The 22,892-nt window shown below is 39.5% G+C and carries 22 protein-coding genes; 16 read left to right on the top strand and 6 right to left on the bottom strand.

All coding sequences use genetic code 11. The annotated features are described in order from the left end of the window. Positions 1 to 66: 66 nt before the first annotated feature. Entirely contained in the window at positions 67 to 432 is a 366-nt protein-coding gene (locus AAV98_RS09390; RefSeq protein ID WP_060665294.1) for a YtxH domain-containing protein, read from the bottom strand. A 257-nt stretch (positions 433 to 689) separates the two neighbouring features. Here AAV98_RS09390 and AAV98_RS09385 point away from each other — a divergent pair, with 257 nt between their 5' ends. Beyond that, positions 690 to 881, top strand: a complete 192-nt coding sequence (locus tag AAV98_RS09385) for a hypothetical protein (protein WP_060665293.1) — start codon at positions 690 to 692, stop codon at positions 879 to 881. Between the two features lie 56 nt (positions 882 to 937). Here the strand turns inward: AAV98_RS09385 and AAV98_RS09380 are convergent, their stop codons facing one another. Together AAV98_RS09380 and serC are read right to left on the bottom strand one after the other, a co-directional pair. Beyond that, positions 938 to 1,462: a tryptophan transporter gene (locus tag AAV98_RS09380; protein ID WP_060665292.1), complete on the bottom strand. Its 525-nt coding sequence runs from the start codon at positions 1,460 to 1,462 to the stop codon at positions 938 to 940. A 123-nt stretch (positions 1,463 to 1,585) separates the two neighbouring features. Next, on the bottom strand, positions 1,586 to 2,668 hold the full coding sequence (gene serC / locus AAV98_RS09375; protein WP_060665291.1) for a 3-phosphoserine/phosphohydroxythreonine transaminase: 1,083 nt from the start codon (positions 2,666 to 2,668) through the stop codon (positions 1,586 to 1,588). Positions 2,669 to 2,771: 103 nt separating this feature from the next. Between serC and AAV98_RS09370 the strand changes: the two genes are divergently transcribed. Both AAV98_RS09370 and AAV98_RS09365 read left to right on the top strand, forming a co-directional pair. Further along, positions 2,772 to 3,362: a hypothetical protein gene (locus AAV98_RS09370; protein ID WP_060665290.1), complete on the top strand. Its 591-nt coding sequence runs from the start codon at positions 2,772 to 2,774 to the stop codon at positions 3,360 to 3,362. Between the two features lie 30 nt (positions 3,363 to 3,392). After that, the gene (locus AAV98_RS09365; protein ID WP_060665289.1) at positions 3,393 to 3,650 is read left to right on the top strand and encodes a hypothetical protein; all 258 of its coding nucleotides are present in this window, start codon (positions 3,393 to 3,395) and stop codon (positions 3,648 to 3,650) included. 43 nt (positions 3,651 to 3,693) lie between these two features. On the opposite strand, the gene AAV98_RS09360 is transcribed toward AAV98_RS09365, so the two are convergent. Beyond that, positions 3,694 to 4,116 (bottom strand): HIT family protein, encoded by a 423-nt coding sequence (locus AAV98_RS09360; protein ID WP_060665288.1) that lies wholly within the window; start codon positions 4,114 to 4,116, stop codon positions 3,694 to 3,696. A 661-nt stretch (positions 4,117 to 4,777) separates the two neighbouring features. Between AAV98_RS09360 and AAV98_RS09355 the strand changes: the two genes are divergently transcribed. The 3 genes from AAV98_RS09355 (at position 4,778) to AAV98_RS09345 (ending at position 8,151) form a co-directional block, all read left to right on the top strand. Further along, complete coding sequence (locus AAV98_RS09355) at positions 4,778 to 5,518, top strand: ABC transporter ATP-binding protein (RefSeq protein WP_156317711.1); 741 nt, start codon at positions 4,778 to 4,780, stop codon at positions 5,516 to 5,518. Next, a complete protein-coding gene (locus AAV98_RS09350; RefSeq protein WP_060665287.1) occupies positions 5,511 to 6,725 on the top strand; it encodes an ABC transporter permease in 1,215 nt (404 codons plus the stop codon). Before AAV98_RS09355 ends, AAV98_RS09350 begins: the two co-directional genes overlap by 8 nt. A 703-nt stretch (positions 6,726 to 7,428) precedes the next feature. After that, the gene (locus tag AAV98_RS09345; RefSeq protein ID WP_269433455.1) at positions 7,429 to 8,151 is read left to right on the top strand and encodes an EcsC family protein; all 723 of its coding nucleotides are present in this window, start codon (positions 7,429 to 7,431) and stop codon (positions 8,149 to 8,151) included. A 45-nt stretch (positions 8,152 to 8,196) separates the two neighbouring features. On the opposite strand, the gene AAV98_RS09340 is transcribed toward AAV98_RS09345, so the two are convergent. Next, positions 8,197 to 9,402: a M20 family metallopeptidase gene (locus tag AAV98_RS09340; RefSeq protein ID WP_060665286.1), complete on the bottom strand. Its 1,206-nt coding sequence runs from the start codon at positions 9,400 to 9,402 to the stop codon at positions 8,197 to 8,199. A gap of 143 nt (positions 9,403 to 9,545) precedes the next feature. Between AAV98_RS09340 and AAV98_RS09335 the strand changes: the two genes are divergently transcribed. From AAV98_RS09335 to AAV98_RS09320, 4 genes are all read left to right on the top strand, one after another. Then, positions 9,546 to 10,208: a phosphatase PAP2 family protein gene (locus AAV98_RS09335; protein WP_060665285.1), complete on the top strand. Its 663-nt coding sequence runs from the start codon at positions 9,546 to 9,548 to the stop codon at positions 10,206 to 10,208. 153 nt (positions 10,209 to 10,361) lie between these two features. Further along, on the top strand, positions 10,362 to 11,168 hold the full coding sequence (gene liaF / locus AAV98_RS09330; protein WP_060665284.1) for a cell wall-active antibiotics response protein LiaF: 807 nt from the start codon (positions 10,362 to 10,364) through the stop codon (positions 11,166 to 11,168). Then, positions 11,155 to 12,222 (top strand): sensor histidine kinase, encoded by a 1,068-nt coding sequence (locus AAV98_RS09325; RefSeq protein WP_082380847.1) that lies wholly within the window; start codon positions 11,155 to 11,157, stop codon positions 12,220 to 12,222. The genes liaF and AAV98_RS09325 overlap by 14 nt, the downstream gene beginning before the upstream one ends. Continuing rightward, positions 12,223 to 12,867 carry a response regulator transcription factor gene (locus AAV98_RS09320; RefSeq protein WP_060665282.1) on the top strand — a complete coding sequence of 215 codons (645 nt, stop codon included), beginning with the start codon at positions 12,223 to 12,225 and terminating at the stop codon, positions 12,865 to 12,867. Positions 12,868 to 13,135: 268 nt separating this feature from the next. Here the strand turns inward: AAV98_RS09320 and AAV98_RS09315 are convergent, their stop codons facing one another. Beyond that, positions 13,136 to 13,654 (bottom strand): antibiotic biosynthesis monooxygenase family protein, encoded by a 519-nt coding sequence (locus tag AAV98_RS09315; protein WP_060665281.1) that lies wholly within the window; start codon positions 13,652 to 13,654, stop codon positions 13,136 to 13,138. 208 nt (positions 13,655 to 13,862) lie between these two features. Here AAV98_RS09315 and AAV98_RS09310 point away from each other — a divergent pair, with 208 nt between their 5' ends. The 6 genes from AAV98_RS09310 to AAV98_RS09285 all read left to right on the top strand — a co-directional run bounded on the left by AAV98_RS09310 (position 13,863) and on the right by AAV98_RS09285 (position 22,830). After that, positions 13,863 to 16,013 (top strand): transglycosylase domain-containing protein, encoded by a 2,151-nt coding sequence (locus tag AAV98_RS09310; RefSeq protein ID WP_442853681.1) that lies wholly within the window; start codon positions 13,863 to 13,865, stop codon positions 16,011 to 16,013. A gap of 75 nt (positions 16,014 to 16,088) precedes the next feature. Then, positions 16,089 to 17,741: an ATP-binding protein gene (locus AAV98_RS09305; protein WP_060665280.1), complete on the top strand. Its 1,653-nt coding sequence runs from the start codon at positions 16,089 to 16,091 to the stop codon at positions 17,739 to 17,741. Positions 17,742 to 17,865: 124 nt separating this feature from the next. Further along, positions 17,866 to 18,906, top strand: a complete 1,041-nt coding sequence (gene hemE, locus AAV98_RS09300; protein ID WP_060665279.1) for a uroporphyrinogen decarboxylase — start codon at positions 17,866 to 17,868, stop codon at positions 18,904 to 18,906. Between the two features lie 202 nt (positions 18,907 to 19,108). Continuing rightward, positions 19,109 to 20,050 carry a ferrochelatase gene (hemH, locus tag AAV98_RS09295; protein ID WP_060665278.1) on the top strand — a complete coding sequence of 314 codons (942 nt, stop codon included), beginning with the start codon at positions 19,109 to 19,111 and terminating at the stop codon, positions 20,048 to 20,050. Between the two features lie 26 nt (positions 20,051 to 20,076). Next, positions 20,077 to 21,507 (top strand): protoporphyrinogen oxidase, encoded by a 1,431-nt coding sequence (gene hemY / locus AAV98_RS09290; protein ID WP_060665277.1) that lies wholly within the window; start codon positions 20,077 to 20,079, stop codon positions 21,505 to 21,507. Between the two features lie 756 nt (positions 21,508 to 22,263). After that, positions 22,264 to 22,830 (top strand): TetR/AcrR family transcriptional regulator, encoded by a 567-nt coding sequence (locus AAV98_RS09285; RefSeq protein ID WP_060665276.1) that lies wholly within the window; start codon positions 22,264 to 22,266, stop codon positions 22,828 to 22,830. Positions 22,831 to 22,892: the final 62 nt, after the last annotated feature.

The raw sequence follows: 22,892 nt of genomic DNA, 5'->3' as shown, positions 1-22,892 counted from the left end.
TACTATCTATTATGACAATAAAATAAAAATTAATAAAGGTCTAAATTTACAAAAAATTAAAATTTTTTATTCGGCGGTATTTTTTGCTAGTTTTTTTTCTAGATTTTCTAACTCTTCCTGTAAGTTTGCAATATTTTGTTGAATCGATTCTTGATGGGGTTTAATTGAATTTTGCCAAAGGTCCACGGAAACCTTGATCTCTTCTGCAATATTTCCGACCGTTGCTTTTCCCTCTTCCATCACTTGTGTTACTTGATCCTTAATATGAATAGCCTCTTGTTTCAACTCTTCAATCGTCAATTGGACAGAATGAGCAGTAGACTTTATTTTCGCTCTCCTAGATGCTCCAGACTCAGAAGTTGTAAGCAATGCAGAAATACCCGCTATTGTTCCACCTATTAAAACTCCGTAAATGAATGATTTCCCATTCATAGTAATCACTCCTCTATAAAGTTATGTAAATATAGTTCAATACCCTAAGATTATTATATAATTCAACATTTATAAAAAAAATCCTCTTTTTGTTGATACTTTTCTAATTGATTCCATCCATACAAAAGAATACGCACCTATAGTATCTTTATTGTTTCCAAAATAACGGAAATATACTAGATAAAGCACTCGGTTTTATACTTGTTTCATAAGAAAAGAGAGACCGGCATATTTATGATATAAAGGGGGCGGACTTTGTGGCAGGTATAACATCTTTGTTATTTATCATAAGTATTGTGATGCTGTTTGGTGGTGGGAATTATTTTTTGGCTTCACAAAGGGCTGGTGTATATCCGCCGAGGAGAGTGTTGCAGCAGAGGGCTGTAGCTATTGGAGGTGCAGGTGGGGTCATGTTTTTGCTTGCAATATTGGTAACATGGGCCGTTTAAATGTCATTTTTATTATAAAAAGAGGGCAGTTCCTTTAGTAGGAAATGCCCTCCGAATTATGTTGTAGCTATAAATTTTGAACGTTTTGCGATGCTCGTAACAATTGGATAGATAATGATCATGACTATTGCATTCAGTGCAACAGCAGGTAGTACGGCTGTAACAAAGAAGAATGCAAAAGATTCTCCGCCTGGCAATCCTACCAGTGTTAGAGCGGTAAAAAGAAAAATGACACCTGAAATAATGGTTCCAATAGCAGTTAAAACACCTGCTTTAACAAGTGGTTTATCTAATTTCTTCAATGCAAGAAGCATAAAGAAAAATAAGAATGCTGTTATTGGCTTATCAACAATGTTTGGAATTTGGCCAGCTGGAAAAGTGGTCGTCAAGGCGGAAATTAACCCTGTCACAACTCCTAGTAATAATACATTTTTCTTTTCTGGAAACAGCATGATTCCTAAAAACATCATCGTTAAAGCCAAGTCTGGTTTCATACCGAGAATGACCCCCGGTACAACTGTGTGCAGAACAGCACCAATTCCCACCAATAAAGCTAGTGACACTAAAGTCTTTGTATTCATTTCTCATCTCTCCTCAACTAATCTTGTCTTTTTTAATTCCATTAGTACACTCATTGTCTAATGCGAATTAATAGTTACTAGTATATAAAAGAATTTCCTTTTTGAAAAGGGAAAACCTTCTCATTACCTATATTTGGCTTGAAAGCTCTTCATGAATAATGCTAATGCCTCACATGATTCCAATGGTACGGCATTGTAAATAGATGCTCTGCAGCCCCCGACCATTCTGTGACCTCCAAGGCCGACAAAGCCTTCCTCTTTTGCTTGACTCAGAAACACAGATGTGAGCTCATCGGAAGAAAGATTGAATGTAACATTCATGAGAGATCTAGATCCTTTTTCAGCATGACCTATGTAAAAGCCTTCACTTTCATCAATCGTGTGATAAAGGAGTTCTGCCTTCTTTTGGTTGATCTTTTCCATTGTTTCCACGCCCCCTTGCTCTGCCACCCACTCCAGTACAAGCGAAAGCATATATATGGAGAAGGTTGGAGGGGTATTATACAAGGAACTGTTTTTAGCGTGTGTCTGATAATTTAGCATGGTCGGTATATTGTTAGGACATTGCTCTAATAAATCCTTCTTTATTATTACAACGGTCACACCAGACGGCCCGAGATTTTTCTGGGCACCAGCGTAGATGAGAGAAAAATCTTCTACATTAATCGATCTGCTTAAGATATCACTCGACATATCTGCAATCAATGGAATGTGGGGGGAAATGGTAGGGAATTCCTTCCATTGTGTGCCGAAAATGGTATTGTTGCTCGTTACATGCAAATAAGCGGCATCTTTTGATAGTTCTAAGTGAGAAGGGATGCTAGTATAACCAGAGTCCTTAGCGGTTGAAGCAATGTGAGTCGAGCCCATTTTTTGTGCCTCTTTTAATGCTTTTTCTGACCAAGAACCGGACAAGCTATAGTTTGCTGTCTTACCTAAAGGAAGAAAGTTCATCGGGATGGCAGAAAATTGCAGACTAGCACCACCTTGCATGAAGAGAATGTCATAGTCATCTGGAATTTGTAATAGTTCTTGTAAAAGAGTTGCTGCTTTCTGATGAACCTTATCGTATTCTTTGCTTCGATGACTTAATTCCATAACAGACATACCTGTCTCTTGAAAATTCAACAATTCCTCCTGTGCACGTTTTAACGCTTGCTTTGGAAGTGCAGCCGGCCCAGCATTAAAATTATAAACACGCTTCATCCTATTAACCTCCTAAAGTAATCTAAAAATATTAATATATATCCTATCATGAATAATGTTAGAATACATGAAAGATTTCGAAAAAAGTTAGGAGTAAATGATTATGTATCATGAACAAAAGCCTTTTGATGTTAGTCCATATGATCATCCCGATATTTACCCTGGTCCAAGGCCGGCATCTTCTTTTTTATTTTGGCAAGGTAAAGCCCATAGAATGGAGGCGGGTAAAGGAGTGCCTGTTGAACAGCATTCTATTCACTTTACCAATGTAGACCATGTGCTGGGCAGTTTGGCATTTCAAAGTACCCATGTGAAAAAAGTGGAGGAGTTTTTGGGAGAGGGAGGATTACAATCCAAGGTTCCCGTCGTCGCTTATGGGTCGAATGTTTGTTTAGCTCAATTGCAATACAAATTCCGATTGCGCCCAGAAGAAGAGGATTTTATGCTTTGCTTAAAAGGGGCAGTTACGGATTCTGATATTGTTTATGCACCATTTTTAGCACCTTATGGGTCACTGCCTGCAGTCATTGCACCAGTGGAAGGGGCGGTATGTGAGGTTTGGTTGACGTTTATGGACAAAAAGCAATTGGAATTGATTAATTCAACGGAAAAAGGATATGAACTTAGAGTACATACTGGCAAAAAAGTTCGTTTGGATACTGGTGAAGTTTTTGAGAATGTCTATGCTTACTAAGAGCCTCGCGCCTTATTATGGAAAGACGAAATGCGCAGATTCAAGGACATTTCCGGTCAAAGTCCCCTACAGTCTGTTTGGCAAAGTGAGATGCTTAACGAGTTAAAGCTTGCAGTTGGCCATAGAGGAACACGTGAAGAATTTATTCACTTGTTAAGATGGGACAGAAGTTATCGTGATCATGTAGAAGGATTTCTAGAGGATGAATGCACCTATGCCTTTGATCATCCTGACTGGAATACTGCGGAACCGATCCTTTCCATCGGAGAGATGAAAAGATCATTTTGAAAATAAAAGGACGTGGATCCATAAAAGGACCACGTCATATATCTTACTTTATACCTTGATTAATTTTAGTTGAGATCTCTTGCAATTCTTGAGATGTGTAATCGCTTTGGTTCGACTTCCATACTGCTCCAAATCCATCACCTTTGCCGTAACGAGGGATGATGTGAAGATGGTAATGAAATACCGATTGACCGGCAGCTTCTCCATTATTATTCAATAGATTAAGACCAATTGGTTTAAACTCTTCTTTAATGGAATTAGCGATTTTAGGCACTACTTTAAAAAGATTCTCTGCTATTTCAGGAGTAAGTTCGTAAATGTTTTCTTTATGTACTTTCGGAATAACCAGTGTATGTCCTTTTGTTACCTGGCTAATATCAAGAAACGCCAAAACGTGCTCGTCTTCATAAACTTTTGCAGCTGGGATATCCCCGTCGATAATCTTACAGAAAATGCAATCACTCACCCGTATCACCTCTGAACTTTATTTTCATCTATTTTACCATGTCTTGGACAAGTAACCTAATCTGATGAGCAGACAAATTAAACAAGCAAGAGCAAAAGCTCCTGCTTGTGAAGAAGGGATCGAGAGGCAACAAGCTTCTCTATCTGAGTAAGGAGAAGCCTACAAACAACATTTTAGCTTTCAAATAACTGTGCTTGATAAACACCTCATTTGATATTAAAAATGTGTCTAATGGTCAGCTTTCCTGTTCAAAACAACCATCCCCTTGTTACTGAGTTATACAACTTTAGTAACGTGGCTATCGACTAAAAGTCTCTTTAACGAACACCTCATTTTCAGAATGAATCAATCACAGGTTACGACTTTAGAGTAAAGTGTCGCCCGTAAGCACCTCATTTCTTCATCAATCGGAGTTACGTTACAGATGATCGTGTAGTTGCAGTCGGTTAAGTCCCGCAACGACGAGAGAAATAGTTTAACCTTATCTAGAACAAAGCAACACTGTCTTTGACAGTCACCTCATCTACAAAGAAGTAAACCAAAGGCTTGTATATGTGCCCCTCTGTCCCCTTCCTTACATATGATGCGCACTTTCGTAAAAATTATGTTATGGTAAAATTTAATAATAAAGTTTTATTTCAGGCAGAAAGGGTAGGTTGATGTGAGCTTATTGGAGATTAATGGGTTAACTGGCGGTTATACAAACCAGGCTGTGCTAAAGGATGTTTCCTTTGGTGTGAAGGCTGGTGAATTGGTAGGACTAATCGGTCTTAATGGTGCCGGTAAGAGTACGACGATAAAACATGTGATCGGGACAATGGAGCCGAAGAAAGGGTCCATTAAGATTAATGGTATTTCCATTCAAGAGGATACGACGAAGTATCGCTCGACGTTTACATTTATTCCAGAGACTCCGATTTTATATGATGAATTGACGTTGTATGAACATCTTGAACTAACTGCGATGGCATATGGGTTATCAAAAGAAACATTTGAAGAACGATTGCATCCTTTACTAAAAGAATTCCGAATGGAAAAACGTCTTAAATGGTTTCCTGCCCATTTTTCAAAAGGTATGAAGCAGAAGGTTATGATCTTAGCTGCATTCTTGATTGAACCGAGGCTCTATATTGTGGATGAGCCATTTGTCGGTTTGGATCCCCTTGCCATTCATTCATTGCTTGAAATGATGGACAAGGTGAAAAAAAGTGGGGCTGGTATTCTGATGTCCACTCACATCTTGGCCACTGCCGAAAGATATTGTGATTCATTTGTCATTTTACATGAAGGAGAAGTTCGTGCAAAAGGTACGTTAGAAGAGCTGAGGGTGCAGTTTAATATGCCATTGGCAACACTTGATGACCTCTATATCCAATTGACAAAGGAAGAGAGCAATGTTTAATGTTGATCAGCTCTGGCAAACCAGATTCAGCCAATATATAAAAGATACCAGAAGATATTTACGCTATATGTTCAACGACCATCTCGTAATTGTAATGATTTTTTTGCTTAGCGGTCTAGCCCTTGCTTATCAAAATTGGTTAGAGGTAGTACCGCCTGATTTTCCTTATGCCTTACTTATGGGGGGGATTTTGGCCCTTCTAATGACAAGAGGAAGCATACATACATTTCTTAAGGACCCTGACCTTGTCTTTTTGCTTCCACTTGAAGAGAAGTTGAAACCATATATCAAAAAATCATTCATTTATTCCATTGTATTGGAGAGTTATTTTCTTTTACTTGTATTTGGAATATCTGTTCCGCTTTTTTTCACACTGACAGATGCAACGTTCCAAACGTTGATCTTCGTGCTTCTCTTGTTGCTGGGAATGAAATCCTGGAACCTATGGATGACATGGCTAATCAACTTCTATACAGATAAAAAGGTAAGGCTTGTGGATTGGTGGATCAGGCTTACGTTGAATTTCGGTATGCTGTATCTTGTATTTTCCGAAGCGAACCTGCTTTTTATTGGTGCAGTGGCGTTCATCATGCTCCTTTTGCTCATCTATTTCCAGAACACAACAAAGAAAATGAATTGGAAATGGGACTTGTTGATAGAAAACGAAACCAAACGGATGCAGCTATTTTATCGCGTAGCCAATCTGTTTGTTGATGTACCGGGTCTTAAAGAAAAAGTGTCAAGAAGAAAATGGTTGGATGTTCTCCTTTCCTGGTCACCTTATGGGAAAGACAAAGCATTTGGTTACCTATACCTTCGCACATTTCTGCGTTCGGGAGATTATTTTGGACTATATATGAGGTTATTGATTATTGGAGCTGTTTTGCTTTTGACACTTCCTGTAGGGTACGCAACATATCTAGTGCCTGTACTGGTGCTATATTTGACGGGCTTTCAACTTATCCCAATGTGGCGCCATCACTACAATAAACTCTGGTTGTCGATTTATCCAGTTCAAGAAAAGCACCGTATCCTTGCATTTACTAAAATGATTACGGTTATTCTTATATCACAGACGGTTGTTCTAGCTGCTTTATTAGTCTTTGTAGCGACTTGGATGGAAGTTGTGGTCATGTTGGTTGGCGGGATCCTATTTGCCTTCTTATATGTACAGGGTGTAGTAAAACGCAAGATTGCCTCACTCTAATTTCTAAAAAACACTCAAGTTTGCTTGGGTGTTTTTATTTAAATATTGGTTGCATTTTGGTACTGTTGCTTTCCGTTCCAGGCGCTTCGCTTGGCTGCGCCGAGGCCACTGAAAAAGTCTTGGATTTTAGATGTTGTTTAGACACCGCTGTTGATTTCCGCAAACGGCTTCGCTTTCCTAGGGGCGCTGCTGGAGCCTCCTCGGCAAGCCTGCGGGATCTCCACCTAGCGCTACCTCCCTCAGGAGTCTTCGCCTTTTGCTCCAATCAACAGCTAAGAATCATTTAAACTTTACGTTACCAGTTTTTCAGAGGCCTCAATGCGCCTGCGGGGTCTCACCAGTCCCTTCCTCCCGCTGGCTTCTACGCGCCTTCCACTTCAATCAACAAGATGACTTCATTCAACAAATGTTATTGAAGAACCATCAAAATGAGTTGCCAAATAAACCATCAAAGTAGCTTTAATGTAATTTTTAGCTGTGGATTGGAGCAATGGTGGAGACTCCAGCGGGGGAGAAACGGTTGGTTGAGACCCCGCAACGAAGTGAGGAGGCTCAAGCACCGTCCCGCGGAAAGCGAAGCCATTTGCGGAAAGGAACAGCGTCGGTAACACAGTAATCAAAATTGTTTTTTCTTATTCTGAAACATATTTACCCTAATTCTCGTATATGAAGTAAGGATAGATAAAGGTGAGGAGTGTTTCCTTTGTATGAAGACAAGGTAATGGAAGAAACGAGAAGGTGGAAAATGCAGGTGGCAAAGAAATCTACCATGTTTCAACGATTTTCAAAAGGTGCGCAAAACAAGATGAATGCCTTCATACCGGAGAAAGTCCATACCATCATGACAGAGAGCATAAAAAAAATGGTACAAGGGACACTTGTTGGGAGCAACATGACAACCAAATTGAAGGTAGGCCATGTAATCATGACCTTAGAGGAGAAGGAGAAGTGGATTCATGAAAAATTGAATGTATATAAAAGGACTGCAGCTGTGGAGGGGGCAGGTACAGGAGCGGGAGGAATCCTCCTTGGCTTAGCGGATTTCCCCCTGCTCCTGTCGATTAAAATGAAATTCTTATTCGAAGTGGCTGCCATTTATGGTTTTAATACAAAAAATTATGACGAAAGAGTATTTATTTTATATATCTTTCAGTTAGCCTTCTCAAGTGATTCCAGGAGAAAAGAAGTGTTAAGGTACGTGGAGAATTGGGAAGAGCACAAAGAGGAAGCAAAAGAGCTTGATTGGAAGGCGTTTCAACAGGAATACAGAGATCACATCGATTTGATCAAAATGCTGCAAATGATTCCTGGGTTTGGAGCGGTTGTGGGGGCATATGCAAACTATCATTTTCTTGATCAGTTGGGAACGACAGCGAAAAATTGTTATCGAATAAGAATGTTCAAGGAAAAGGGGATTAAGTTATAAAAATGCCAGGCTTCATAAATGGGAGCCTGGCATTTTTTTATCCTTTTATTGATGAGAAGGGATGAGCTTTTCTTTTTCGTGTTGGTGATAAAGTACAGTTGCTGCACCAAGCGTTTTGGCGGCGATTAATAGTGATTTTTCATTTATGTCAAACTTGGGATGATGGTGAGGATACGCCACTTCTACGCCTTCCGGTTTTGCACCTGTAAAAAAGAAAGTCCCTTTTACATGTCTCAGATAGTAGGAAAAGTCTTCTCCGCCCATATGTGGTGGTGTTTCTTCCAAAGCTTCCACCTCTTTAATACCAGAAGCGACGCTTACTAGGTAATCTGTCTCGTTTTTATGGTTGACGACAGCTGGGTACCCCCGGTGGAAATTGTATTCATAGGTTGAACCATTTAAGGCACAAGTAGAGGATGCAACTGTGTCAATTTCTGCCTCAATCAAATCTCTTACATCATCATTGAATGTTCGCACAGTTCCTTCTAGATAAGCCGAGTCTGCAATGATATTAAAGGCATTTTCTGCGACAAACGTACCAACTGAAATTACTGCAGGATCGATAGGGTTTACTCGTCTGCTTACTATCTGTTGAAGGTTAAGGACCAATTGAGAAGCAGTGACAACGGCATCTTTTGTCTTATGCGGCTGTGCACCATGGCCACCAGAACCTTGAACTTTGATGGAGAATCGATCCGCTGCAGCCATTACAGGACCTACTCGGTACAGAATTTTTCCAACTTCATTTCCAGACCATAAGTGGGTACCAAATATGACATCCACCCCTTCTAAACATCCGTCGTTTATCATGGCCACTGCTCCACCTGGTGCATATTCCTCTGCGTGTTGATGGATCAATACAACGTTTCCTTCAAGATCCTCTTTTAGTTCATTTAAACACTTTGCCAGTACTAATAATGTTGCGGTGTGGCCGTCATGTCCACAAGCATGCATCACACCTGGAACTTTTGATTTATATGCCACTTCTTTTTCATCCTGGATTGGGAGTGCGTCAAAATCGGCACGCAAGGCAACTGTTTTTCCAGGTCTGGCACCGGCTATCTTGGCAACCACTCCATTGCCGCCAACATTTGTTTGGTGTGCAATTCCTAAATTTTTATAGTAATCGGCAATATAGGCAGCTGTGTGGAATTCTTTAAAAGATAATTCAGGGAATTGGTGCAAATAGCGTCTGATTTCAACCATCTCATTGTAACGACTTTCTAAAAGTTCATTCAGCTTATCTAACAACTGGCTCTCCCCATTTCAAAATTATTATCATTGCTTTTGTTTAATATAGTATTCTATATGACTATTCGGAAAATTAATAGTCATAACTTTCATAAATTTAGTAAAATAGTAAATGAATGTAGGTATAAGAGGAGCTGACGTTTATGGAAACAGAATTAGGAAATAAACATGTCCAAGAAAACCATATAGGTAAATGGAGAAGGTTAATCTTATTTTTATTATGTGGTGCCTTTTTCATTTGGGCCTTCCAACAAATAATGAATGAACAAACAATAGGTTTTGATGAATCCATTCGCAACTTTGTCATTGGTTTGGAAGCGGATGTCCTGATTAGCTTTTTTCACTTATTTACGATGCTTGGAGATAAAACGGGAGTAATTATTATTATGGTACTGTCCATTCTAATGATTTGGTGGAAAAAAAGGGATTACAAAGCAATGGCTATAATTGTTGGAGGAGTCATTCTCGTCAATGAACTTAATAAATGGCTTAAAGACTTCACAGGCCGTGAAAGACCGATGACAGGTCCAGGCGCAGAGAGTCTAAGTTTTCCAAGTGGACACGCGATGGTAGGGCTATTCTTTTATGGATTATTAGTATATTTTGCACAAAGTGGAATACGCTTGCTGATCGCAATATTTGGAACAGTGTTCATTGCGCTTCTAGGCACTAGCAGACTGTTCTTAAATTATCATTACCCATCAGATGTTTTTGCTGGTTATGCTGCAGGGTACGTATGTTTGATTTTTGGTGTATTATTGTACGAATGGTCACAATCGTTTCGTAAGAATAAGAGAGCAATGTAGCTGTGGTTCCTTGCTTTTTTAGCTGCATTTCAGTCTCAAGACGGACAAAGAAACTGCCTGCGGATAGGGGCTTTTTAAAAAGAAAATACGTAAAATAGAATTACATAAAGGTTTCAAACGAAACCGTGTCAAATATAAAAGAAGGGAGGCTTAATGGATCGAATGAAAAGATTTAATCAGAAAATCATGGCTATTATCTTTGTTTTTATTGGAATAATGTTGTTACTTGTCAATATTGGTGTCATTTCCTTGGAAATAAAAGAGTATTTTGTCACCTATTATCCAGTGTTAATCGTACTTTTAGGGTTAAAGTTATTTATTGAAACTTTGTTTTTTCATAAACAAGCACTTTTCATTAGTTTGTTTCTTTTAGCTTTTGGTGGGTTATTGTTACTTGACCGTTTGGACTATATAGAGTTCCAGTTCCATATGTTTTGGAAATTATGGCCGCTCTTGATTGTTTATTTTGGAATGAAATTGTTTGTGAACAAGCGTCCAGTTACAATTAGATTCACAAAGGAAAATGATGAATACAAGGATGTCTTCGATACCTACGATAAGTCCGATGAAGAAATAAATTGGAATGGAAATAGTTCAAAGCGTGTCATAACGATTGGCGATATGAAAATGAATAAGCAAAACTGGGCAGTGGAGCCATTGTCTGTCTGGAATGTCGTGGGTGACTATTATTTTGACTTTAGTAAGGCTTATATACCGGACAAAGAAACAAGTATTCAAATAAAGGGTGTTGTTGCCGATTTAAAGATGCTTGTTCCGGAAGATCTTTCAATTAAAGTGTCGGCTAAAGTGAAAATTGGGCACCTGAATATATTAGGAAATTCTTCAGAAGGAAAAGGAAATAATCTTTACTATGAATCCGAAAATTACAATGAAGCGACTAGAAAGCTAAACATTGTGCTGGATATGAAAATAGGGGATGTTCGCATTGATCGAGTCTAAAAAGGAGAGGAAAATTGAGAGTTTGCGATTTTGGTATATCCGTTCTTTCATGGTTGTATCCGTTGTATCTGCGTTTCTTTTTTTTCTGTTTCTCCAGGTTGTTTTGCTTTTCTATCCGGATGGTTTAGTAGTCAATGTTCAATGGAGTATGTTGCTGACGGTGGTGGCATTTATAATTTTGGCCATTACAAGTTTATATTTTGGCTATAAGCAAAGTGGAAACATGAAAAAGAGAGTCGAGGATATTTCCACATTTATTGCAACGTTGAGAAGAGGAAAGTTCTCTGAAAGAATTGCAGTTGGACAAACTGATGAACTTGGTAGATTAGCAGAAGATATCAATCAGCTTGCTATTAAAATTCAAAATCAAGTCAAATCTTTACAAAAGCTAGCGGAAGAAAAAAATGAATTGGCAATCAAAGCGCATAATGCTGCAACAATTGAAGAAAGACAGCGTTTGGCAAGGGAGCTTCACGATTCTGTCAGTCAACAGCTGTTCGCATTAAGCATTATGTCTTCCGCTTCTATCAGGATGTTTGACTCTCATCCGCAGGAGGCAAAAAAGCAGCTAACTGATATTGCTGCCATTGCTGCTCAAGCACAAGGAGAAATGAGAGCCCTGCTCCTTCATTTAAGACCTGTCTCGTTGACCAATGATTCACTGTGCGTGGGGATTAACAAATTATTGACAGAGTTAGAGGATCGAACTCCTATCACTTTTCAAAAAGATATTCACGAAATTTCGGTTTTATCCAGTGCCACAGAAGATCATCTGTTTAGAATTATCCAAGAGGCAATATCCAATATTTTAAGACATGCTGATGCCACAATCGTTAAGTTGGACATGCATCAAAAAGGAAATCAGTATGTATACATATTTATTAGTGACAACGGTAAAGGGTTTGAGATTAATCAACAAAAACAAGCTTCTTTTGGTCTTCATACTATGCGAGAACGGTGTGAAGAAATAGGGGGGCAGTTACACATCCGTTCCAAAAAAGGGGAAGGAACTCATATTGAAATCAACATTCCAATACGAGAAGGGGAAAACTAGATGAATAGGATTAAAGTGGCGGTAGTCGATGATCATGATATGGTGCGAAAAGGATTATTGGCTTACTTAATAACGGAACCCGGTTTAGAGATTGTCGGGGAAGGTTCTAGCGGACAGGCAGCGATTGAACTTGCTAAACAAGAAAAACCTGATGTCATATTGATGGACTTACTGATGGAAAATGGTACAGGAATAGAAGCTACCAGGGAGATTATTAAGTTTCATCCAACCTGTAAAATCATTATTATCACAAGCTATTTCGATGATGAACAGGTTTTCCCAGCAATTGAAGCTGGAGCGTATAGTTACCTGTTGAAAACGGCAAGGGCGGAGGATATTATAAAAGCAATTGAAAAAGCAGTGCAAAATGAGCCTGTCATAGAACCAAAGGTGGCAAGTAAGATGATGAATCGGTTTCGTACACCTTCTAAATTACCTCATGATGAGCTAACAGAACGGGAGCTAGAAGTTCTTATGTGTCTTGGAGATGGATTGACGAATCAGGAAATCAGTGAGGAATTATTTATTGGAGTTAAGACTGTAAAAACACATGTGAGCAATATTTTAGGTAAACTTCAGGTTGCTGACAGAACGCAAGCGGCGATTTATGCCAATAGGCATGGCGTGCTGCGTGAGAAAAAATGAGGAAAATGAAAACCCCCGTTTATTGATGGAGGCCACTGAAATAGTATTTTATTTAAGGTTTAGGTGAACGCCGATGTTGATTTTCGCAAATGGCTACGCTTTCCTAGGGGCACTGCTGGAGCCTCCTCGGCTACGCCTGCGGGGTCTCCACCTAGCGCTGTCTCCCTCAGGAGTCTTCGCCTTTTGCTACAATCAACAGCTAGAATCTTCAAGTACTATCTAGTATCAGTTTTTCAGTGGCCGTCATTGAAGGACGGGAGATTCCCTATTACGAATCCTGCTCTTGCATTTCTGCGTAGTAGGTGGTTACGTAAGAAGGACGAGGGAAAATCTGTTGTTTTTGTTCTACGCCTTCTGAGGTGCCGCGTTTTTCGTGGGCTTTATCATAAGCTTTGGATTCTTGCCATTGCTTAAAGTATTTATCATCTTCCCATAATGTTAAAATCACATAAGTATCAGAATCTACTGGGCGAAGTACACGAATAGCTGCAAATCCAGGTTCCTTTTCAATCAATCCTGCTCTTTGGCTAAAACGATATTCAAAGACAGGTCTACCTTCATCTGTTACTGGTATGTTATTCAAAACAGCAAACTTACCTTTCGACAGATCTCCATTAGAATCTAGCACTTCAAAATTCTTACCAGATTTAAAGCTGGACTGATCCACCGTTTCATGCATCAGAACGGCATTATCCTCCCCAAACATTAACAAGTTTTCTCCACTTTCTAACGTGTTTTGTAAATCGCTTAAATAATCGGTAGTACCGAAAGTCATGTAAAAATTCATCTTCTATTCTCTCCTTTATGTTTAATATCGACATTATAATTACAAAATAAGGGGAACCCGAGAAAAAATATGTAGAATAAGGTAGAATAAAGGGTGGACAACCTTTCAATTTTACCTTACTAGATGATTATTCCCGGTACATAGGAGGAGGTAAACCACTTTGGAAAGATTTAAGAGAAATAAATTATCCCAAATGAAATTACCAAACATCAAAGCAATCTTGTCAAAAAAGTACTTCCTTTTTCCATTCATTTTAGCATGCATTGCTGTAATAGGACTAATAGGTTATATCTTTATCATTTTATTAGGAGACTATGTCATTGATGAAAAGAAACTGATCATGGACTCTACTACAACTATGGTAGATGAAAACGGAAATGAAATAGCCTCACTCTTCTTTGAAAATAGGGAAATCGTAGAAATATCCAAAATACCGGTACATGTAAGAGAGGCATTTGTGGCGGTGGAGGACAATCGTTTTTATGAACATAGAGGAATTGATGTTCGGGCAATTGGTAGAGCAGTTTACCGTGACATTCTGGCCAGAAGTAAGGTAGAAGGAGGAAGCACCCTTACGCAGCAACTCGCAAAAAATATCTTCTTATCGAATGAAAAATCATGGCTCCGGAAGACGAAGGAAGCGGTAATAGCCATAAACCTAGAAAGAAGATATACAAAAAATGAAATTTTGGAAATGTATTTAAATCAGATTTATTTTGGACATGGTGCATATGGCGTTCAAGCAGCATCAGAGCTTTATTTTAATAAAAATGTAGAAGAATTGACGGTAGAACAAGGTGCCTTGTTGGCTGCTCTTCCTAAAGCGCCTAATGGTTACTCCCCTATCAATCATCCAGAAGAAGCGAAAAAAAGACGTGACCTTGTTTTGCATCTTATGGAAGACCAAGGCTATCTTGAGGCAGAAGAAGCTGTTGGTTTAATGGGGAAAACGTTAGGCTTGGATGTAATCGAATCTCCAGAAAAACAGGCTTACCTAACGTATATCGATATGGTGATGGAAGAAGCAGAAGAGAAATATGGCTTTACTCCAGAGGAATTGCATAGAGGCGGATATAAAATCTTGGTACCGATGAATGTTGCCGCTCAAGATGCTGCATTCCAACGTTTTCAGGACAATCAATATTTTCCTGGCACCAATGATAACGTCGAAGGTGCGTTTGTCTTGATGAATCAACACAATGGTGGCGTTATGGCAGTTATCGGTGGCCGAAACTATGTCACAAAGGGAACAAACCGTGTCCATATTAAAAGGCAGCCTGGCTCCACCTTCAAACCTTTGGCTGTCTATGCCCCTGCACTTGAGGAAGGCAAATATGAGCCGTACAGCCTTTTAAAAGATGAGTTACTTACTTATAAAGATGGACAAGAAGTGTATAAACCAAGAAATTATCATCATCAATATAAAAAAGAAGTGACCATGTATGAGGCGATAAAGGATTCCTTAAATGCACCTGCAGTTTGGGCGTTAAATGAATTGGGAATCAAAAAAAGTAAAAGCTATCTTGAAAAGTTGGACCTGTCTATTCCCGATAACGGGCTGGCTATTGCACTTGGAGGATTGAAAGAAGGGGTGACCCCTCTAGAACTCACAAAAGCTTATCGATCTTTTGGCAATAATGGCAAGATAGTAGAACCCTATTTTATTCAGGAAATCAGAACGAGAAAAAACGAAGTTATCGCCAAAGTAAAAAAAACCGAAAAAAAAGTTTTTAGCCCTCAAACAGCATGGAATATGACAAGGATGCTTGAAGGAGTAGTTCAGGACGGGTCTGCACAAGCAGGAGACCTACAAGGAGAACTTGCTGGTAAGACAGGCACTACCAACTATCCAGGTTTTGATAATGCTATAAAGGATACTTGGTTTGTCGGGTATACCCAAGATGTAATCGGAACAGTTTGGATGGGCTATGATAATACGACTCCCGAACAACATTTGACTGCAGGAGGAGCTTATCCCACTAGACTGTTGAAAGATATATTGCGAGATGCAGGACTCGATAATGGAGCGTTTTCCGTTCCTGTCGGTGTAGCGGACCTAGAAGAACCAATCTCTATGCCAGAGAGTATTCAATTAAATGGATCGATTACCTTTCATCCGTTGGGATTGTTTACAGTCAACCTGGAGTGGAGTGAAGCGGAAGATGACCGAATTGTCTATAGAGTTTATTCTGTTTCAAGGGATAAGGAAAATTTGATTGGAGAAGTATCTGGGGAGCATCAACACTCAGTGAAAAACATCAATATCTTTAATGTTCCTGAATTTTACGTTGTTCCATACAATACCCAAACGCAAAAAGAAGGAAATCCATCTAATACATTAAAGCCGTCATTTAGATAAGGAATAAATCGACAGCAATGATACAAAAAAGATAAAAAATATCAATGAAATGTACGGTTTGAGGAGAAGCGGGAGATGAATGTACAAGTAGGAGCATTTTTTGCAAGAGTAGGATTGAATATTAAAAAAGCTTGGTTAAATGAAAAAAGTTTGAACCTTGAGCAATTGCACGTTATTCATCAGAAAAATAAGTTGATGTTGGTCGTATTTGTTACGATGCTCATTCTAGACCTTTTAACCAACATATTTATTTTTCCTCAGATACTTCCTGCAATCATACTCACAGGAGGATCGATGTGTGCTTTGGTTGCTTTCTTTGTTTTGCGGCCTAAGCTTGCTAAGGTGGGAATGTATGTCATCGTATGTACATCCTTCATTCCATTTTGTCTGGTTGCTTATTTAGATAAAGATGTAATCAATTTTTATTTTCTATCCATTCCTTTAATTATGTCTTCCCTATATAACCGTATCTTGCCAATTTTAATAGCAAGTTTGTTAACTAGTATCACCCTGTCATTTTTCTACATCGACTATAACGACATCGTGTTTTCCGATCATTTAAAAGTGGATGTATTGTATTTTATTTTGTTTTCCGTATTTGTCACCATTTTTCTCCTCTTTTCTAGCAGGCTGACAGGGAGTCTCTTAGAAAAGGCAGAAAAGAAAGAAAAGCAAACATCCTTAGAGTTGCTTTCTACGAAAGAATATTTAGAAGCATATTTCAATAATACGACAGACTCTATTGGAGTCTATGACCTGAAGGGGGCCATCTTAAAAGTAAATGCTTCCTTTGAAAAGATGTTTAAAGTGGAAGAAAAAGATATCATTGGTTCGGGAACAAGCTTTCTTTCTTTTACATCTGAAAATTCTTTGCGTGTTTTTTTAAGTAAACTGAAAAGACAGAAGCAACTCTCATTCGAACTTCTGACAGCAACAACGGAAGGAATGCATATTGACCTTAACATTACGGTTACACCTGTAAGGGATGGGCAGGGAGGAATAATAGCGCTAGTTTTTCTCATGAAGGATGTTACCGATAAAAAGAGAACGGAAGAGGCACTCATGCAGTCCGAAAAGCTTTCTGTCATCGGAGAACTCGCAGCCGGAGTGGCACATGAAATTAGAAATCCTGTCACCGTTTTAAAAGGGTTCGTACATCTCCTTTCCCAGGAAAGCAGAGAAAAAGAATTCTTTACCATCATGGATAAAGAATTGGAACGAATCAACCAGATTACAAATGAATTTATGGCGCTCGCAAAACCGCAGGCCATGAAATTTAAAAGACAAAATCTAAAAGAGCTCATACAAGAGGTCTGTGTTTTCCTTGAGAGTGAGGCATTTATTAATCAAGTTGTCATCGAAGTGGTTCATTTTGAAGAGTACTTATGGCTAGAATGTGAACCAAACCAAATCAAACAAGTATTAATAAATATAATTAAAAATGGCATGGAAGCAATGCCAGACGGCGGGAAAATAACCATTCATACTCAAGTAGTAGACGGTTTTGTCACTCTCTTGATTAAGGATGAAGGGTATGGGATCCCTGCAGAAGTGATCAACAAATTGGGACAACCTTTCTTTACCACTAAAGAACAGGGTACAGGGTTAGGTCTGATGGTTTCCATGAAAATTATTGAAAACCACGGTGGTCAGTTAACCATTCGCAGTGAAGAAAAAGTAGGATCAACAGTAGAAATCTCACTGCCGCATATAAAGGTGGGGGAATAATCGTCAATTTTATGAACAATAAGCACTCATTCTATACATTCCTTACATTTATAGGTATAGTGTAACATGACAGAAGTGAAACGAAATAAAAGCAGAAATAAGTCATTTGGAAGGGGTCATCATTTTGAGTCAAACAACATTTAACGATTCATTTATACGAGCATGTAGAGGAGAGAAAACAGAACATGTCCCATTATGGTATATGAGACAAGCTGGACGTTCTCAACCCGAATACAGAAAAATTAAAGAAAAATATTCTTTATTTGAGATAACTCATCAACCTGAGCTTTGTGCTTATGTGACAAAGCTGCCTGTTGATCAATATAACGTGGATGCAGCCATCTTATATAAAGATATTATGAGTCCCCTTCCTGCAATTGGTGTGGATGTAGAGATAAAATCCGGAATCGGCCCAGTTATTGATAACCCGATCCGATCCATTCAAGATGTTGAAAAGCTTGGGGAAATACATCCTGAAGAAGATGTGCCATATGTACTCGATACAATCAAACTATTAACAAAAGAACAATTGAATGTTCCGTTAATTGGTTTTGCAGGTGCTCCATTTACGCTTGCTTCCTACATGATTGAAGGCGGACCATCTAAAAACTATAATAAAACCAAGGCATTTATGTATGCAGAACCGAAAGCTTGGTTTGCATTAATGGATAAACTTGCCGATATGACGATTACCTACGTTCGTTCCCAAATTAATGCGGGTGCAAAAGCAATCCAAATTTTTGATAGTTGGGTTGGAGCATTGAATGTAGAAGACTACCGTTACTTCATTAAACCGGTCATGAATCGCATCTTCTCTACTTTAAAGGAGGAAAATGTACCTCTAATTATGTTTGGAGTAGGTGCAAGCCATTTAGCAAATGAATGGCACGACCTTCCACTTGACGTGGTCGGCCTCGACTGGCGCTTACCGATTGCAGAAGCTAGAGAGCGTGGAATTACGAAACCTGTTCAGGGCAACTTAGATCCTGCTATTCTTTTAGCACCGTGGGAAGTCATTGAAGCAAAAGCAAAAGCAATCCTTGACCAAGGAATGCAACAACCTGGCTACATCTTTAATCTGGGCCATGGAGTATTCCCACAGGTAAATCCAGACACACTAAAACGTTTAGCAACATTCGTACATGACTATTCTTCTAATAGATAGATAATTATGTTTTAGGATATTTAAGCTGATGATTGGAGCAATGGGCGAAGACTTCTGAGGGAGATAGCGGTAGCTTGAGACCCCGCAGCGGAGCGAGGAGGCTCAAGCACCGCCCCTAGGAAAGCGAAGCCCAGTGCGGAAATCATCAGCAGAGTTAACATAATACTCTCCAATAAACCAGAAAAGAAAAGAGGTAAACTATATGTCCAAAAAAACAATGGGCTTGTTGGTAATGGCATACGGTACACCATATAAAGAAGAAGACCTGGAACCATTCTACACACATATCCGCCGCGGCAGAAAACCATCTGACGAAATGCTGCAGGACCTGCGTGAAAGATACGATGCCATTGGAGGAATCTCTCCACTTGCACGTATCACAGAAGAACAAGCAAATGCATTAGGTGCACACTTAAACAGCATCCAAGACGACATTGAATTTAAAGTCTACTTAGGCTTAAAGCATATCGAACCATTCGTAGAGGATGCGGTTCAGCAAATGAAAGAAGATGGAATAGAAGAAGCAGTAAGCATCGTACTTGCTCCTCACTTCTCTACTTTCAGCGTGAAATCCTACAATGGACGTGCAAAAGAAGAAGCAGAAAAAATCGGAGGCCCTTCCATCGTTTCTGTTGAAAGTTGGTATGATGAGCCGAAATTTATCCAGTACTGGGTGGATAGAGTGAAAGAAACGTTTGGATCCATGGATGAAGCTGAACGTGAAAAGGCAGTATTGATTGTTTCAGCTCATAGCCTTCCGGAAAAGATCATTCAAATGGGCGACCCATATCCAATCCAACTCCAAGAAACTGCAGATCTGATCGCAAAGGGTGCAGGAATTAAAAACTATGAGATAGCATGGCAAAGTGAAGGAAACACACCAGATCCATGGTTAGGACCAGATGTTCAAGACATCACTCATGATCTTCATAAAGACAAAGGCTATACATCCTTTGTGTACACTCCGGTAGGATTTGTATCGGATCACTTAGAAGTGCTCTATGACAATGACTACGAGTGTAAAATTGTAACAGATGAAATTGGTGCAAAGTACTATCGCCCAGAAATGCCAAATACACAACCAGAATTTATTGATGCGATGGCTACTGTGGTATTGGAAGAATTAAAGAAAGTATCTCAGTAAATCTAGAAAAAGAAGGCGATGAAACCATGAACGAGGAGAAAAAAAGGGTTGTCATCATCGGTGGAGGCATTACTGGCCTAGCCGCTGCCTACTATCTTCAAAAGGAAAAAAAAGAGAAAAACCTTGATATAGAGATTACCCTGATAGAAGCAAGCAACCGACTGGGTGGGAAAATCCAAACTGTAAAGCGGGATGGATTTACTATTGAACGTGGACCAGACAGCTTCCTTGCTAGAAAATTAAGTGCAGGAAGATTGATAAAAGAAGTGGGACTTGAAGATCAATTAGTGCACAATTCAACAGGTCAAGCCTACATCCTTCTAAAGGGACAACTCCATCCAATGCCAGAAGGGTCTGTAATGGGAATCCCTACAAAACTGTCACCTTTTGTTACTACAGGATTATTTTCCCCAATTGGAAAAATGCGTGCAGCAGCGGACCTTATCCTTCCAGCTTCAAACAATGCCAGCGAAGACCAATCACTTGGGTCTTTTTTCCGCAGAAGACTGGGGAATGAAGTGGTGGAGAACCTGATTGAACCGTTACTATCTGGGATTTATGCGGGGGACATCGATAAATTAAGCCTGCAAGCCACTTTCCCGCAATTTCAGCAGGTGGAAGAGAAGTACCGCAGTTTAATACTTGGGATGAAACAGACAACTCCTAAACAAAAGCCTGCACCTGCCCAAAAGAAAAAAGGTATGTTCCAGACTTTGCGCGGGGGCCTTCAAACGCTTGTAGATGCACTTGAAGAAAAGCTAGATCAGGTAACAATCTTAAAAGCAGTTAAAGTAGACACTATTAAGAAAATAGAGAATCAATATTCTTTAGCATTAAGTAATGGCAAAGAGGTCCAATGTGATAATGTCATTATCTCGACTCCCCATCACGCTACAGCAAGCTTGATTCCTGGAGCAGATTTTCTTGATCCACTACAACAGATGTCTTCTACTTCTGTTGCGACCATTGCAATGGCATTTGATGAATCAGCTCTTAAACAAGACATTGACGGGACAGGCTTTGTGGTCTCTAGGAACAATGATTATACGATAACAGCTTGCACGTGGACCCACAAAAAGTGGCCGCATACAACACCAAAAGGGAAAGTAATCCTTCGCTGTTACGTTGGCAGAGTGGGAGAGGAAGCAATCGTTGATCAAAGCGATGAAGAAATAAAAAAAGTGGTTCTAGACGACCTTAACAAAATTATGGAGGTCGGTTCAGAGCCTGAATTTACGATTGTCACTCGCTGGAGAGAAGCAATGCCTCAATATGCTGTCGGTCATAAAAAGATGCTGCAGAAGATGAACGCTCGTCTATCAGAAGAGATGCCGGGAGTGTATCTTGCTGGAAGTTCTTTTGAAGGGGTTGGGCTGCCTGACTGCATCGATTCCGGTGAAGCGGCAGTCAAAGCAGTGATGAATAGCATAAAAAACAAACCTGTTGCTCAGGTATAAATATCAATAGACGGTTCGGTCGCAGCATAAAGCGACTGAACCGTTTTTTTTTTTTGAAAATATATAATACTGTTGATTGCCGTTCTAGGCACTTTGCTTGCCTGCGGGCGGTCCGGGAGCCTCCTCGGCTACGCCGAGGCCACTAAAAAAAGCTTGATTTTAGTATTTTTATAACCACCGCTGTTGATTTCCGCAAAGGGCTTCGCTTTCCTAGGGGCTGACGTGAGCCTCCTCGGCTACGCCTGCGGGTTCCCAGCTAACGCTATCTCCCTCAGGAGTCTTCGCCTTTTACTCCAATCACCAGCTAGGAATCAAAAAAATTTTTTTTTTAGTTTTTCAGTGGCTTCGCTACGCCTGCGGGGTCTCCAGCTAACGCTATCTCCCTCAGGAGTCTTGGCCTTTTGCTCCAATCACCAGCTAGGAATCAAAAAAATTTTTTTTTAGTTTTTCAGTGGCTTCGCTTCGCCTACGGGGTCTCCAGCTAACGCTATCTCCCTCAGGAGTCTTGGCCTTTTGCTCCAATCACCAGCTAGGAATCAGAAAAATTTTTTTTTAGTTTTTCAGTGGCTTCGCAACGCCTGCGGGGTCTCCACCTAGCGCTATCTCCCTCAGGAGTCTTCGCCATTTGCGGAAAGGAACAGCGGCGACAAGGCAAATATTAAACCTAGATGTTGCTTTTTTATAAAAGAGCATCTATAATAAAACCAATTGACCAATATAGACAATTAGTCATTTTTGTAGGAAAGGAGCTATCAAATGGATCGTAAACAAAGTATCCTTGAGGCAGCTTTAAAATCGTTCTCTTTATTCGGGTATAAAGCTACCACGATGGATCAAGTCGCAAAGCTCGCTAACGTTGGAAAAGGGACAATTTACACCTTTTATTCTAATAAAGAAGAGCTCTTTAGTGAAATTGTCGCAGGAATATTAAGAGAAATGCAGGAAGTGGCTGACCGTTCCATAAATTCAGAGCAATCCTTTTTCGAAAATGCACACAGGGCCCTAATCAGCTTGCTTGATTTTCGAAATGAACATCAACTGACCGTCAAATTGATTCAAGAAGAAAAGGAACTAGGAACAAAAATAGTTAACCAAGAACTTAACCGCCTAGAGCAAATGATTATTACATTTATTAAAGAAAGAATTGAAAAGGCGATAGAAAAAGGGGAACTAAGAAAGTGTGACCCGGAAATTACAGCATTTCTAATGCTCAAGCTTTATGTGGCACTTGTAGTGGACTGGGAAGAACATCATACCCCATTATCCAAAGATGAGATTGCCAATCTATTTGAATTATATTTTATCAAAGGATTATCAACTTGATGATCCTTAAAATTTTTAGAAAAATGACCAAATGACAAAAATGGTCATAATGTAGTATGGAG

Source organism: Bacillus sp. CHD6a (assembly GCF_001293645.1).
Classification (GTDB): Bacteria; Bacillota; Bacilli; order Bacillales; family Bacillaceae_I; genus Sutcliffiella_A.
Note: the sequence above shows the minus strand (reverse complement) of the source record. Positions and strands in the feature narration are given on the sequence as shown.